Below are 13,468 nucleotides of genomic sequence, written 5' to 3'. Positions count from 1 at the left end.
GTGAAAACACTATACGCCGCCGGGATTGCATTTTTCCTTGCCGGATGTTTCGTAACCGCCCCTTGCGCAATTGCACAGGGGCGGGCTGCGGACAGCCTGCCGGTAACAGCTTCCGATACCACGCACCCCAAAATTATTGGACTCAAAGCCGTAGAGGTAACCGTTGCCAAACCACCTTTTACACTTCGTAACGACACCCTGGAATTTGATGCTTCGTCCATAAAACTGGCTGCAAATGCCAGCGTATTGCAGCTGCTGAAAAAACTTCCCGGCGTGGTGATAGGCAGTGACGGCAGCATTACCGTGAACGGAAAATCAGTAACAAGAATAAAAGTAGATGGCAGGGAATTTTTTGGAGATAATAAAGAAGCGGCCACCAAATACCTTTCCGCGGAAATTATTGATAAGGTAGAAGTAACCGCCACCAAAGACCTCGCCTCCCAGCGTTCCCTTGCAGTGAAAGCCCCGGCGGAAGATGTGACCGTTAACCTCGTGCTTAAAAAAGATAAAAATACCGGCATCGTAGGAAACATAACTGCCGGTGCGGGTAGTCGTGACCGTTACCTTGCAGATGGTATGATCAGCTCTATGCGTAATCCTACACGTATCAGCGTGATGGCGGCTGCAAAGAATGCTGCTGATCAGCCGGGCGGCATAACAGCGATATCCACCACTGGCATGGGCGGCGGCGGAGAAGGAGGCTTGCCGGAATACAAAAACGGCAGCATCAACATCAACACAAAAGCCGGTAAAAAGCTCACATTGGACGGTAATTACAGCTATAATAACACTAAAAACACAAAAACAGCCGCCACCGACCGGCTCAATTTGTTGCCGGATAACAGTTTCCGTAATCAAAGTACCAATAATGAAGTAACCAGGAATGGCCAGCATCAGCTGTATACCAGTCTTGTTTATGAAAAGGATTCACTAACCACCTGGACATTCAGGACCAACGCGGCTATCGGGAAAAACAGCAACACCCTGCAATCGCATTCCTTATCGGAAACCCCCACTGGCGACCTGCTGAATACGCTCTTTTCTCGGAATAACGGGGAAGCACATACGCGCAACGGCGGCAGTGAAATCAATTTCAACAAAACCAGCCGTAACCGCAAGCTGAACCTCAACACCACCTGGCGGTTTGATGCCGGCAGTAAAAAACAAACTGAATATAACAATACGGTCAATAATTTTTATACCAACAATAGCATCAGTCAGCGGGATTCTTTAAATCAATATATCAGCTCCAGGGAAAACAGCTTTAATAATAATTTTACATTTAACCTGTCGGCGGCCATTGGGCATGGCTTTGTGCTGGCATTAGATTACACGCTGGGTACCACTTACAACAAACAACTCCGGGAAGTATTTGAAGAAGATCCCGCGTCCGGTAAATATGGTATGCGGGATAGTGCGTTATCCAGCAGTAATAAAAACTCGAGTTTTACCCATACGCCTTCTGTGCAACTGGCCTGGAAAAGCGACCGCCTCAGCATAGCGCTGAATACCGGTATGCGGATTTTGCAACAGGAAAACCGGCTGCTGTGGCTGGACTCCGTGATTAAGATCCATCAGCAACAATTTGCGCCCAACCTGCAATTAAATTATTCCGTCAGTAAATACGGACGGTTGTTTACCAACTATTCCATTTCTTCTTCCGCCCCTTCGGCAGAGCAGTTGTCGCCCGTAGTGGATAACACCAACCCCTTGTTCATGAAGGTCGGCAACCCTTTGCTGAAAGGCACTTTTACCCAAAATCTGTCGCTGATGTTTTTCGTTTATCAGCCGGTAACAGGGTTTAGTTTCAATCTTAGCGGCAATGGGTCCCTTGCCCGTAATGAAATTGTGGCGGATCAGCGTTATGATTCCCTGGGACGACAAATCAGTACCTTTCAGAATGTGAATGGTACGTGGAGAATGATGGTATATGGAAATATCAATCTCCAAAAGAAAAAGAACAACTGGACGTTCAATAATGGTATTAATGTTAACATAAACAGGAACCGGGGTGTTGGCCTGGTGGCCAGTGAAAAAAATATTTCCAATGGGTGGGCCGCCGGCGCCGGTGTTTATTTTTCCGTTGCTTATAAAGAATGGCTGACCATATCGCCTGCTGTAAATATAGATGTGAATAGCACCGTTTATTCGCTGCCTGGTATTGATAACGTTAATTATAACACGCAACGCCTTAACATGCAGTGGGAGCTGATCCCCGTTAAACGGCTGGAGCTGTCCGGCGATATGGTGTATCATTATAATTCGCAGGTAACGGCGCCGGACCAACGCCGTTACTTTGTTTGTAACAGCGCGGTGGCCTATAGTTTTGGCAGGAAAGAACAGATGAAGTTGAAATGCCGGGTGAATGATCTTTTTAATAATAACACCAATATCTCCAATATCACTACGGCTACCTATGCAGAAACAAAACAGGTAAATGCTTTACAGCGTTATGTAATGATCAGTTTCCAGTATTTTTTCGGGAAGATGGGACCGCAAAAGATTATTCTTTGAGACGTTCCTGCACAGGGCTATCTTTGAAGAATAACCAAGGAGCATGAAATTGCTGACAGATAGTATTCTCCAACATGTACCGCTGCGCGACGCTGATATTAAACGTATTCCGGGCTATTTTGAATCCGTGCGCACACGCCGCCGCCAGTTCCTGTTGCGGGAGGGCGATGTTTGCCGTTACGAATTTTTTGTGCTGAAAGGTTGTTGCCGTCAGTATGAAAAAGATGCCACGGGGAAAGAAAATGTGCTGCAGTTCAGCGTGGAAGGCTGGTGGATCACGGATCTGGACAGTATGCTGTCCGGTCAGCCATCCCTCTTTAATATTGACGTGCTGGAAGGAGGGGAGGTGTTACGTATCACCCGGCAGCAACTGGAGCAGCTGTTTAACGATATCCCGGCAGTGGAACGGTATTACCGCATTATTTCCCAGCGGGGTTACATCGCGTTGCAGCGCCGTATCCTGTCGCTGCAGAAGCCTGCCATAGAGCGGTACCGCGGGTTTGTAAGCCGGTACCCTTTTCTTGAAACACGCCTGCCCCAGCACCAGGTAGCGGCGTACCTGGGTATTACCCCTGAGTCATTAAGCCGTTTACGTCGTAAAATAGCAAAGGAGCCGTTATAGATTTCTTACCATTTGTTATTGTTTTGAAGGGGCTGCGTGCACAACTTTGCACTAAAGTTTTAGATATGACAACACACCCGGTATTGGCGCCTGTTATGCTGGCGCAGCAATCTGTAAAGAACAGGGTGGTGCTGGCGCCTATGAGTCGCGCCAGCGCTACATTGCAGGGCATTCCTACTGCCGCTATGCACGCTTACTACGAACGTTTTGCCCTCGGTGGTTTTGGGATCATCATCACCGAAGGATTATATACCGATGCGGTGGCCAGCCAGGCGTATCCGCATCAGCCGGGGCTGGTAACGCCACAACAGGTGGCCGGCTGGCAGGAGCTGGCAGCGAAAGTGAAAACACACGGCAGCTTATTCATTGCGCAGCTGATGCATGCCGGCGCGTTATCGCAGCATTTATCGCATACGCTGGCGCCCTCTGTGGTAACGCCGCTGGGGCGTAAGCTGCGCTCCTACGGTGGTGGCGATGGTCCTTTCCCGATTCCTGCCGCCATGACACCCGGAGACATCGCCACCGCAGTGGCAGGATACGCCGCGGCGGCTGTCAACGCCGTGGCCGCCGGATTTGATGGCATAGAAGTGCATGCCGCCAATGGCTATCTGCCGGACCAGTTTTTAACGGAATACACCAATCTGCGGGAGGATGAATACGGCGGATCTGTAGTGAATCGTTTCCGTATTATCGCGGAAATCATCACTGCGATCAGGCAGGCAGTGCCTCCGCATTTTATTATCGGGCTGCGTCTCTCGGAAGGCAAAGTGAATAACTTCACGTATCGCTGGCCGGATGGCGCTGTTACGGCAGCAGCACTACTTGAAGAAGTAAGAAAGGTATCACCGGATTATATTCATATTTCAGGGGAAGGCAGCACCTGGGAAAAACTGGGCGCCTATGCACATGGGGAAACACTTACGGGCATGGCTAAACGTATTGTTCAACGGCCGGTAATTGCCAACGGCGGCATGGAAGAACTGGCCGTGGCCGGAAGGGCGTTAACGGAAGGACATGCGGATCTTATTTCGCTCGGAAAAGCGGCACTTGCCAATCCAAACTGGCCGGCACGTGTGGCCGCAGGGGAACCGTTCACACCTTTTGAGCGGGGAATGGCGGAGCCTTTTCCGCCGGTACAGTAATATTCCGTTCGGGACGCAGGAGGTTATTCACCATTATTCAGCATCTCCATTTCGAGGAGCTTGCTGCCTCCTGCAAAATCTGCCGCAGCATCCGGACATAATACCATTCCCAGGGAATTCATCATTCTTTGGGCAACCAGGTCTATATCTTCGGTAGTGGTGGCGAGAAATGGGGCCTGGCTTTTCAGCCGCTGGATTAACGCATTCTTCTGGGTAACAGAGATATCTACCAGCTTGTTAATTCTTTCTACAGCCGCTTTGTACAGTTCGTCGTAATAAAAAAGCATGTTCATGTCAACAGGTTATTTTGTATGGTTCAAATGTAGCCCATAGCTTATAATCCTGGCTATATGAAAATATTATGACCTATAATTAATAATTATAAATGGATCTGGCCATTTTGATAAAGCGTTTGTTGAGGTCGCTGGTTTCGCCTTTGCGTTGAATGAAATAAAAACTACGTTCTATCCGCAGCCCTTCAAAGGAGAGGATGGTTAACTCGCCGTGTTGCAGCTCTTTAGCGATGGAGCGGGTAGACAGGAATCCTACACAGCCGGATTCCAGCAGGAAGTTTTTCAGGGCTTCGGTGCCTCCCAGCCTGACTTTTATTTTCAGGTCGTTGAGCCGGATCTTGCTTTTCTGCAGTCCTTTTTTGAGCGCTTCCAGGGTGCCGCTGCCGCGCTCCCGGATGGCTACCGGCATCTGCAGGATTTCTTTCAGCGGGTAGTTCTTTTTGCGGGCCAGGGGATTGTCGTGGCTGCATACGGCTACTATCTGGTCTTTCAGGAAAGGCTGGTAGGTAATATTGCTCAGTTGTCCTTTTTCTTCGGTAACGCCTATATTAATTTCTTTGTCGAGCAGTGCCTGCAATACAATTTCACTGTTCCGGTTGAGCAGGGAAATATCCACCAGCGGGTACTCGCGGTGAAAGGCCGACATTACTTTGGGTAATATATACAGTGCTGCGGTGGTGCTGGCGCCCAGGTTGAGCATGCCGGTGGCCTGCTGCTGGTCGTGGATCACGGAAATGTCGAACTCGGTTTCCTGTTGTATATGGCGTACGGTAAGCAGGCGGTTGTACAGCAGCTGACCGGCGTCTGTCAGTTCTATCTGCAAACCTTTTCTTTCAAATAATTTGGTTTTATATTGTTCTTCCAACCCTTTGATATGTGTGCTTACCGCCGGTTGTGAAATAAACAACGCCTGGCTGGCCTTTGAAAAGCTTTTCTGATGGGCCACTTCCATAAAGATCTGGTGACGGTTAGATAGCATGTGCGCAAATTTTATGGAGCGTATAAAATCTCTCTCCGGCGGATAAAACGGACCTTGTCTTTATAATCCGTTATCCTGTTGTTCATGATTTCCACTTTTTCTATCCAGTTATGATGAAGGTCGTAGGTAAACTCGTACCGGTGCACCGTTCTTTCCACGGTACCGGTGGCGGTAACCTTGTCGGATATTTTCGCAATCAGATGTCCGTGTTCATTGTACTGGCAAGTGATGGTTTCTACTGCCTGGTTACCGGCCAAACTGTCGGCGTCCTGGAATTTGTATTCTTCCAGTAATTGCTGCCGGCTGTTATACTTACTTTTAGTGATTTCCATCAGCGCATCAAAAGAATAGTAGCGGGTAATTTCTGTCCGGCAGCCATCGTCATCTGTGCTGGTATTGGTTTCCCATTGTTCATTGTAGGGATCTTCCTCTACGGGCAGGGGATCGTTGTTTTCCAGTTGCTCCAGCACATTACCTGCTTCATCATACCGGGTGTAGAAGGTATCTTCCCCATAATATTCGATGCATTCTTTCAGGGTGCCGTTTTCAAAATAGCTGTTTTTGTAGATAGGCCCTTTCGCTGCGGAGGTCAGCGCTTTTTCCAGCAGGTTTCCCTGGTCGTCAAAAGTATAAACGAGGGTTTTATCCAATTCGTGGCCGGCGGTATAATCTTCCCATTTGAGCAATAATCCTTTTTCATCAAAAAAGGAGAGTTCGTACCCGTAATATTTGCCATCGGGGTCTGTGGTAGCATATTTCATTTGCTGTACCGGCCCGGTCAGCTCAGTATCTGCCAATGTCTGTTTCATGGTACCTAAAGTTATTGGAAACAAAATAAACTTCCACTATTTAAGTACTTATTTCTGCATGATATTTTTGGAGCGGTGTTTTCCGGGTATTTTTTTCCGGGAGAGACGGGGAATGCGGTAATCCCCGTAAAGCCAGGCAACCCTCACGGGGGCTGCCTGGCGGAAGGAGTGGTTATTTGTCGAAGGTCATATCTTCAAACTTATCCAGTTTGGCCATTATTCCCCAGCCATAAAAATCGTTGGCCAGGGCAATCAGTACTTCATTGTCGCCGGCTACCAATGGGAGGGGAAAGGACGCGTTATCCACGGTGCAACGGCCATCCGGTTGCTTCAGCAGCGGGGAACCGTACCGGTTTTTATCTACATACAGGTACTTTCCGTTTATGAAAACCCATACCTCGTCGCTGAAGCCCAGGTGTAGCTGCCGGGTTTGCGCTACGGCGGAGCGGATATTTGTTTTCAGCCACACAATGCGCCGGGCGCGGTTTTCAGCGCTGCCAAATTTGCGGGTTACGTTGACCAGTCCTCTTCTTTCGGCCCGGATGGTTTCCCAGGGTGCATCCGTGCCGGGCTTCCATGCCATACTGAAATCAATCTTTTCGGGGGTATTCATTGGCTGGGAAATTTGCCAGGTGCGGAGATAGGAAGCATCATTGTTGGTGATATCAATGCCTTCACCGGGGGGCAATCCTTCCGTTTGATCCGGTTTTACCACCAGGTTGGCAATGATTGCCTGTCCGTCGAATGCGAGGCCGCCATGCCAGGTGTTGCCTTCCAGTCGCGGTACCTCCAGCACCGGCCGGGAGGTATCGTTTACATATACCCGCATTTGTTTGCCGGAAATAACCAGCTTCACATGGTTCCAGTCGTCGTTGGAAAACCAGGCTACCGACTGGTACTGATCCAGCATATCCCACAGGTTAATACCATCGATATGCGGTGCATACTGTACGGCATCGCCTTTACCGGAAGAGGGCATACGGAAATAGAAACACTCATTCTCTTTCCGGCTCATACGCCTGAAATAGAACGACGTGAAAGGGGAGGTAGCTTGTACGTCGTATTCAATGGTACCGTTGGTAAAGTCGAGATCTTTCAGCACTGCAGTGTCGTTGGAGTGCAACAGCTTCATGGCCGGCACCGATTTATAGGTGATAAATTCCACGGTGCCGGGCTGGAATGCCCAGTGCCCGGCTTCCAGCGGTACCTTGATAACCTCCTGTTGGCCAGGTTTCTTTTTTTGTGCTGCTACGCATAATGGAAGCAATAGGAATAAGCACGCGATGCGGATTTTTGTCATGACCAGTATTTTTAATTTTAAATGCTGCAGCAAATCTGAATAATAACTAATTTCAGGACGAATCATTGGCGCATCAAGTGTGTGCAAATCCGTGCAAGCTTGTAACAGACTACCAGGGAATGAATAATAGTTTTGAGATTAATTACATACGAAAATGTCTGGAGCTGGCAGAAGCCCGGTTAAACCGGGGCGACGCCAGCGAATGGACCAGCTATGATTTTGAAAAACTAAGTGTAGCTATAGAAGAAGCCACCGGGGTAATATTGAGTGTTACCACCCTGAAACGGCTGTGGGGAAAACTGAAGTACACCAATATGCCTGCCACCACCACGCTGAACACCCTGGCGCAGTTTGCCGGGTATGCGGACTGGCGGGAGTTTAAACGCCTTGTTACCTTGTTGCCGGGACCTGATACTATTGCGGCAAGCGGTGATGAAACCACCGGGCTTTTACCAGGTGATGATATCACGTCTGTAAATACGGCGCCTGGCGATGCCTCCGCCGCAACGCCGCGGAAACGTAGTAAATGGACTTATTGGTTGCTGGGCCTGATACCGCTGGGAATCCTCGTATATGCCTTACTGTTATCCAATACCAAACCGGGGAAACCGCTTGATACAACCGCTTTTTCCTTTAGCTCCAATAAAGTGGTAGCGGATGGCGTACCCAATTCTGTTATTTTCAATTATAACGCCGCAGCAGCAGGGAATGATTCTGTTTTCATTGCACAAACCTGGGATATCAGGAGGAAAATACCCGTATCTGCAAAAGAAGAAACATACACGGCTATTTACTACGAGCCGGGTTATTTCAAGGCAAAATTAATGGTGGATAAGCAGATCATAAAGGAACACGACCTGATGATCGGCTCCGGTGGCTGGCTCGCCATGATAGAACAGGAGCCGGGTACGCCGCTGTATTTCCGGAAAAGCGAAGTAGCAAAAGGAAACGGAATAGAAGTGAGCGAAGCATTGTTGTCGGCGTATCACGTTCTGCTGCAACCCGTTCCTCCCGCGTTGCGCTTCTATAATGTACAACTCCTCGGCGACATAAAAACGGATCACTTTACTTTTGAAACAACCCTGAAAAGCGATTTTCAGCAGGGTACAGCTGCCTGTCAGCGGGTAGAAGTGCTGATCCTGTGCAAAAATGACCTGATCTCCATCCCGCTGTGCGCTCCCGGATGCGTGGGGGATCTCTCCCTGTTTGCCGCCGGCACTGCCATCAACAGCAGGAATACCGACCTCTCAAAATTTGGCGCCGACCTGACAAAATGGGTCAAACTCCGTGTGGTGGCAAAAGACAGGCATATGCAGTTTTTTGTAAACGACAGCGCCGCCGCTGCACTCACGATCGCCAATCCGCCTTCCGGCATTGTTGGTGTGCAGTACCGGTTCAATGGCACCGGCGCCGTAAAGGACACCCGCTTTACAAAAGATAGTGCTGTGATTGCATTACAGCAATAACTGCTGCTGGTCTATCTCCCGGAAAATAATTATAAATAAAAAAAGCCGGTTGGGAAAAAGGCCCTAACCGGCGGTGGTGTTATTTTTCGTTGGCTTTCAATACCTCCACATAATGAGGATTGTACATAATGCCCAGTATATTGCCAAAAGGATCCACCACGGAGGCTGTAACAAATCCATGTCCCCGCTCTGTAACAGGTTCAAAGGCGGTAGCTCCCAGTTGCAGTAATTTTTCCAACCCCGCGTGGATATCATCTACATGCCAGTAAATAACAGCGCCGCCGGGTCCGTTGCCGGCTGATTTTGGCGCATATTTGCTGTCGATAATACCCAGTTCGTTCTGATAGTCGCCCAGGCGAAACTCTGCATAGCCGGGCTTTTCAAAGTAAGGAGGAATACCGGTTAACTCAGTGTACCATTTTTTTGCGGCTTCGTGGTCTGCTGCGTAAAAGGTCAGTGTGGCAAATCCTCTTAAAATGTTTGTGTTGCTCATATGGATTGTTTTAGGATGAAATTTTTATTGTCTGATGTAAAAGTAGCAGGCGGGTATGACAACCTTATGTCAGCAGCAGAAAAAGAAATCTGGGCTTTTTTATAAAAAGGTAATCATTTTGGAGGGAAACGGGGCGGACAGGGCATTTTAAACATAAAACAAAAGAACTGTATTAAAGGCGTACTGTTGCCTTTAATACAGTTCTTACTTTTAGCAGGGCTGGTTCCACAAAAAGAACGCACAAAGATTTTGAGTGATCAGGACATATGGAAGCCCCATTTTTTACTCTTCTTTGTTTTATAACTGCGTTTTCTTTTCCCAGGCGGGTAAGGGCGTGGGTTCCCCATTGTGTCAAGTAATAGTTGCATTTTCTTTTCAGCTAGTTCCGGATTAGTGATTTCGTTATACTTCTGTTGATTAAAAGCAGATTCGCTCTTCCAGCCATCAAGGAGTTGCCTTTCGTAATCTGTTAATTTGTTCTGATGAAACTTTAACAGCAAGCTTGCGAGATCTGAAATTTTCAGCATAAATGGAGGATTATATTATTGAGTGAAGAAATCGGCTTCTTTCGATTTGAAAATGGAATAAAGGATTTTCTTTGCATTGTCTTTATGTTTTTTAACTGTATTTCTGCTGACCTTTAGCTTTGCGGCAATCTCTTTTATACTCTTATTTTCCAATGTAAGCAGGATCACTTCCTGCTGCCGGTCTGTTAGCCTGTGAATATTTTCCCGTATAAATTCTGTATAATACGCACGGTCCCAGGGATCTATTTCTACCTTTGGGTTTTCCGAATCATATATCGCCTGGGTTACTGAGCGCTCTTTTGCCTTATTCTCTTTTTTACGTTTAGCTTCACCTATTAATCTGAATCTTGTTGCATTCATAAGATAGCTTTCCAAATTGTTAATAACCTCGTCATTTCTTCTCAGGAAAATGCCCAGTATAGCGGTTCCTATCGCATCCCTTACATCTTCCGGGTCGAAACTGGGAAAACGTTTTTCAATCCGCAGCTTTATTTCTCCATAACTTTCGTTGAAGTTGTTGTTGTGGTCAGACATATGATTCCCTGTTTAATTAAAGTGAATAATTAATCAATTGTTTTTTAGCATTATTTAATGCTGACTAAACGGTGAGAAATCTATGTGTGATCAGATTGAATGATTTGTTGTCCCTTGTTTTATATTGTTTGAGTATCTTTTTGCAAGATGATTCTTTATATAGCCAACTATTATTTTTACATAATCCAATATTAGCCTTATATAACCCGATTTTGTTTTTGCACAACTCACTATTGTATTTCCATAGCTCACTATTATATTTATATAGCCCACTATTATCTCTACATAACTCACTATTATCTTTACATAGCCCACTATTATCTCTAAATAACTCACTATTATCTTTGCATAACCCACTATTATCCCTACATAACTCGCAATTATCTTTGTATAGCCCACTATTGTCTCTATATAACTCACTATTATCTTTTATTACCTGTAAACGCATCTGTTTATTGACGACTCGCTTAAACTTTATCAGGTATACCCGCTTTGAATTCCAACTGTTCCCCTTGATACACTCAATTTCTATTTCATTGTTTATATTGAATGATGTAGTTGTACTAAATTCCGTTGCTGCTGCAGGACTGAATGTAATAGTGGAATTTATACCGGACATATTGTCTAAATAGAAAGAAACCTCCTCATGATCATCATTAACAACGGTAAAATCAGCTGGGTTTTTAATTGATAGACGCGAAGCATCGTTGGAGATAAAAAAAATATACAATAGAAAAGTCAGAACTCTTAAAATCATTTTGTTGATTTTTTTATAATTTTTAAGATAATGTTCAATAATAGAAACTTGCTGACGCACTGTACTTTCCATTTTTTTATTATTTAGCGTTTTTAATTCGAGACCTCTCTTCCGGAAAAGTGTATCGTTATTAATAAGACAAATCAATTATCGTTTTGGGTAATACATTTTGGAAGTATTTTTTTCCTGCCGGTAAAATAGTAGCCGGCGTTGTTATTGGGGGAAGGGGATGGAGCCGGTGTTTTCCCGGAGATCCAGTATTTATAGGCATTACAACGGAGTGAGTAGTGTAATTGGTTAATCCTTTGTTAAGCACTTTTTTTTAAGAAGTAGTAAGAATTATACCATTGTCTCGCCAGAATATCTATTTTTAGGTTCTAATCTGTATATCATGAAAAAGGTAGCCTATGAACCTGATGGCGGAAAAATCTGGATAAGGATAGAAATGACCGGCATCTACTTTATTACTTACATCTACCAGATGTGGGCGGCCACCGCCGATGAACTGCCCATATTAACAAAGCCCCTCCGGCAAAACAGCAACGAACTGCCGCAACCGGATTATTACCTCGTTCAAAACGACTACAAACCCGGTGAACCACTAATAAATTTTGATAAAAGAGTACTGGATATTTCCTTCAGGGTAAGGAAGTATGAGGACGACAACGGTTATAAATTAAGGGTAAGTGTGTTGCAGGGCGACGATTTCAATACCGCCAAAGTAATAGGCAGCGATCAGGTTGGCTATGGCGCCACCGCTACATTAGGTGCAGACGTTACCGGCAAACAGGAAGATATTTTACTGCAGTTAATCGCTAAACAGGATTGATTTAAAACACATGTATGTCAGCACTGAGAAAAATATGTATGCTGTTATCCCTGATTTCTTTTCAGGCATCTGCGCAGTTTAAAACAGACAGCACCGAGCATTACCTGCTAAACTTTTCTGTGCCGGACATGCCGGCATTTAAAGCGTTGGGAGCAGATCCTTCTAACCTGTTGCGCCCATCGGATATTCAAAAATTTGCGCTCAGTTTATCCCCGTTTTATTCAAACAGCCCGGGCGTGATCCCACGAAATTTCGCGGTGGAATTTTCCCCCGGTAAACTGGCCAGCAAAAACTGGACACTGGAAGATTATGGCAAAAGGAAGTTCTGGTACAACTCTTCCTTTAGTATCGGTGCGATTGTCGACTCCGGGAATGTATCCTCTAAACTGGCCGTAGGCTACCGGTTTTCTATTGTCAGGAAGAAAGACGACCTGTTACTGAATGCTGCAAAAAGAAGAGCTGTTTTTGTTGCACAACAACAGGCACAGTTAGCGCTCCGGGAATTTAAAAATAACTGGATCATTATTGTACATAAGGAAGTGCCACCTGCAGAGCGCGCACAGTATGGAGTAGAGCACGATAAAGAGTTCTGGGATTTCGCAGAAAATAAAGCGGAAGCATATCTCAAAGAAAATCCCGATTCCGCTTTACAGGCCAGCTACGATGCTTTTAAAAAAGGATACGACACCGATAAAAAGAAATATTACGCAGCAGTAGATGACCTGATAGAAAAGTTTAAAAGCGAACATTGGAACGCTACCCGCCTGGATGGCGCCATTGCATGGATAGGGCAATCCCGCGACTCATTGGTGAAAAATGCCGGCTTCGCCTCCTTCAACACCTGGCTCACCTGGGCATTGGGCATCGGGAAAAGCAGTCAGCTGTTGCTGGGTGGTAGTTTTAGCCTGCCCCGGTCGGAGTTTAAAGACAGTACTTTCATCAATGCAACGGTGAATGTCCGCTACTACCTGGGCACCTCCGGCTTCAGGGGATTTGCGGAAACGCAGTTTAAGTATCAAAACTATGATAACCTGGAAAAGTCGCTGCTGTTCAATTTCGGCACTGAATTCAGGGTTGCGAAAAGCATCTGGATTGTGGCGGAAGCAGGCATTGATAATTACCTGAAAGAGAAAGACCCTTTCAGCGCTTTTATAGCGAGTATCAATTTGCGGTACGGATTTAACCAGGTGATGAAGTAGTGAT

At 46.3% G+C, this 13,468-nt stretch carries 14 protein-coding genes; 6 read left to right on the top strand and 8 right to left on the bottom strand.

Annotated elements, in window-relative coordinates; all coding sequences use genetic code 11:
• From V7S65_RS11930 to V7S65_RS11920, 3 genes are all read left to right on the top strand, one after another.
• Positions 1-2,514 carry an outer membrane beta-barrel protein gene (locus V7S65_RS11930; RefSeq protein ID WP_336386983.1) on the top strand — a complete coding sequence of 838 codons (2,514 nt, stop codon included), beginning with the start codon at positions 1-3 and terminating at the stop codon, positions 2,512-2,514.
• Between the two features lie 43 nt (positions 2,515-2,557).
• Complete coding sequence (locus tag V7S65_RS11925; protein WP_079470100.1) at positions 2,558-3,136, top strand: Crp/Fnr family transcriptional regulator; 579 nt, start codon at positions 2,558-2,560, stop codon at positions 3,134-3,136.
• A gap of 65 nt (positions 3,137-3,201) precedes the next feature.
• Positions 3,202-4,278 carry an NADH:flavin oxidoreductase gene (locus V7S65_RS11920; protein ID WP_336386984.1) on the top strand — a complete coding sequence of 359 codons (1,077 nt, stop codon included), beginning with the start codon at positions 3,202-3,204 and terminating at the stop codon, positions 4,276-4,278.
• A gap of 23 nt (positions 4,279-4,301) precedes the next feature.
• Here V7S65_RS11920 and V7S65_RS11915 read toward each other — a convergent pair whose 3' ends face one another.
• The 4 genes from V7S65_RS11915 to V7S65_RS11900 form a co-directional block, all read right to left on the bottom strand.
• Positions 4,302-4,571 (bottom strand): hypothetical protein, encoded by a 270-nt coding sequence (locus tag V7S65_RS11915; RefSeq protein ID WP_079470098.1) that lies wholly within the window; start codon positions 4,569-4,571, stop codon positions 4,302-4,304.
• A gap of 79 nt (positions 4,572-4,650) precedes the next feature.
• On the bottom strand, positions 4,651-5,550 hold the full coding sequence (locus V7S65_RS11910; protein ID WP_079470097.1) for a LysR family transcriptional regulator: 900 nt from the start codon (positions 5,548-5,550) through the stop codon (positions 4,651-4,653).
• An 11-nt stretch (positions 5,551-5,561) separates the two neighbouring features.
• Positions 5,562-6,359 carry a hypothetical protein gene (locus tag V7S65_RS11905; RefSeq protein WP_336386985.1) on the bottom strand — a complete coding sequence of 266 codons (798 nt, stop codon included), beginning with the start codon at positions 6,357-6,359 and terminating at the stop codon, positions 5,562-5,564.
• 172 nt (positions 6,360-6,531) lie between these two features.
• Positions 6,532-7,659: a hypothetical protein gene (locus V7S65_RS11900; protein ID WP_336386986.1), complete on the bottom strand. Its 1,128-nt coding sequence runs from the start codon at positions 7,657-7,659 to the stop codon at positions 6,532-6,534.
• A gap of 119 nt (positions 7,660-7,778) precedes the next feature.
• On the opposite strand from V7S65_RS11900, the gene V7S65_RS11895 reads away from it, so the two are divergent.
• On the top strand, positions 7,779-9,125 hold the full coding sequence (locus V7S65_RS11895; protein ID WP_336386987.1) for a hypothetical protein: 1,347 nt from the start codon (positions 7,779-7,781) through the stop codon (positions 9,123-9,125).
• Between the two features lie 79 nt (positions 9,126-9,204).
• Here the strand turns inward: V7S65_RS11895 and V7S65_RS11890 are convergent, their stop codons facing one another.
• From V7S65_RS11890 to V7S65_RS11875, 4 genes are all read right to left on the bottom strand, one after another.
• Positions 9,205-9,618 (bottom strand): VOC family protein, encoded by a 414-nt coding sequence (locus V7S65_RS11890; protein ID WP_111577461.1) that lies wholly within the window; start codon positions 9,616-9,618, stop codon positions 9,205-9,207.
• A 257-nt stretch (positions 9,619-9,875) separates the two neighbouring features.
• A complete protein-coding gene (locus V7S65_RS11885) occupies positions 9,876-10,145 on the bottom strand; it encodes a hypothetical protein (RefSeq protein ID WP_111577460.1) in 270 nt (89 codons plus the stop codon).
• Positions 10,146-10,160: 15 nt separating this feature from the next.
• A complete protein-coding gene (locus tag V7S65_RS11880) occupies positions 10,161-10,679 on the bottom strand; it encodes a sigma-70 family RNA polymerase sigma factor (protein ID WP_336386988.1) in 519 nt (172 codons plus the stop codon).
• 64 nt (positions 10,680-10,743) lie between these two features.
• Positions 10,744-11,508, bottom strand: coding sequence for a hypothetical protein (locus V7S65_RS11875; protein WP_336386989.1), 765 nt, complete (start codon positions 11,506-11,508; stop codon positions 10,744-10,746).
• 319 nt (positions 11,509-11,827) lie between these two features.
• Between V7S65_RS11875 and V7S65_RS11870 the strand changes: the two genes are divergently transcribed.
• On the top strand, positions 11,828-12,265 hold the full coding sequence (locus tag V7S65_RS11870) for a hypothetical protein (RefSeq protein ID WP_336386990.1): 438 nt from the start codon (positions 11,828-11,830) through the stop codon (positions 12,263-12,265).
• 14 nt (positions 12,266-12,279) lie between these two features.
• Entirely contained in the window at positions 12,280-13,464 is a 1,185-nt protein-coding gene (locus V7S65_RS11865) for a hypothetical protein (protein WP_336386991.1), read from the top strand.
• Positions 13,465-13,468 lie beyond the last annotated feature (4 nt).

Source organism: Chitinophaga sp. CCNWYY40 (assembly GCF_037483205.1).
Classification (GTDB): domain Bacteria; phylum Bacteroidota; class Bacteroidia; order Chitinophagales; family Chitinophagaceae; genus Chitinophaga; species Chitinophaga ginsengisegetis.
This window is presented reverse-complemented; position numbering and strand designations above follow the sequence as displayed.

Excerpts from the sequence above, each read along its gene's own strand:
- V7S65_RS11925 (WP_079470100.1), top strand. The coding sequence starts at position 2,558 with ATGAAATTGCTGACAGATAGTATTCTCCAACATGTACCGCTGCGCGAC.
- V7S65_RS11920 (WP_336386984.1), top strand. The coding sequence starts at position 3,202 with ATGACAACACACCCGGTATTGGCGCCTGTTATGCTGGCGCAGCAATCT.
- V7S65_RS11915 (WP_079470098.1), bottom strand. The coding sequence starts at position 4,571 with ATGAACATGCTTTTTTATTACGACGAACTGTACAAAGCGGCTGTAGAA.
- V7S65_RS11910 (WP_079470097.1), bottom strand. The coding sequence starts at position 5,550 with ATGCTATCTAACCGTCACCAGATCTTTATGGAAGTGGCCCATCAGAAA.
- V7S65_RS11905 (WP_336386985.1), bottom strand. The coding sequence starts at position 6,359 with ATGAAACAGACATTGGCAGATACTGAGCTGACCGGGCCGGTACAGCAA.
- V7S65_RS11900 (WP_336386986.1), bottom strand. The coding sequence starts at position 7,659 with ATGACAAAAATCCGCATCGCGTGCTTATTCCTATTGCTTCCATTATGC.
- V7S65_RS11895 (WP_336386987.1), top strand. The coding sequence starts at position 7,779 with ATGAATAATAGTTTTGAGATTAATTACATACGAAAATGTCTGGAGCTG.
- V7S65_RS11890 (WP_111577461.1), bottom strand. The coding sequence starts at position 9,618 with ATGAGCAACACAAACATTTTAAGAGGATTTGCCACACTGACCTTTTAC.
- V7S65_RS11885 (WP_111577460.1), bottom strand. The coding sequence starts at position 10,145 with ATGCTGAAAATTTCAGATCTCGCAAGCTTGCTGTTAAAGTTTCATCAG.
- V7S65_RS11880 (WP_336386988.1), bottom strand. The coding sequence starts at position 10,679 with ATGTCTGACCACAACAACAACTTCAACGAAAGTTATGGAGAAATAAAG.
- V7S65_RS11875 (WP_336386989.1), bottom strand. The coding sequence starts at position 11,508 with ATGGAAAGTACAGTGCGTCAGCAAGTTTCTATTATTGAACATTATCTT.
- V7S65_RS11870 (WP_336386990.1), top strand. The coding sequence starts at position 11,828 with ATGAAAAAGGTAGCCTATGAACCTGATGGCGGAAAAATCTGGATAAGG.
- V7S65_RS11865 (WP_336386991.1), top strand. The coding sequence starts at position 12,280 with ATGTCAGCACTGAGAAAAATATGTATGCTGTTATCCCTGATTTCTTTT.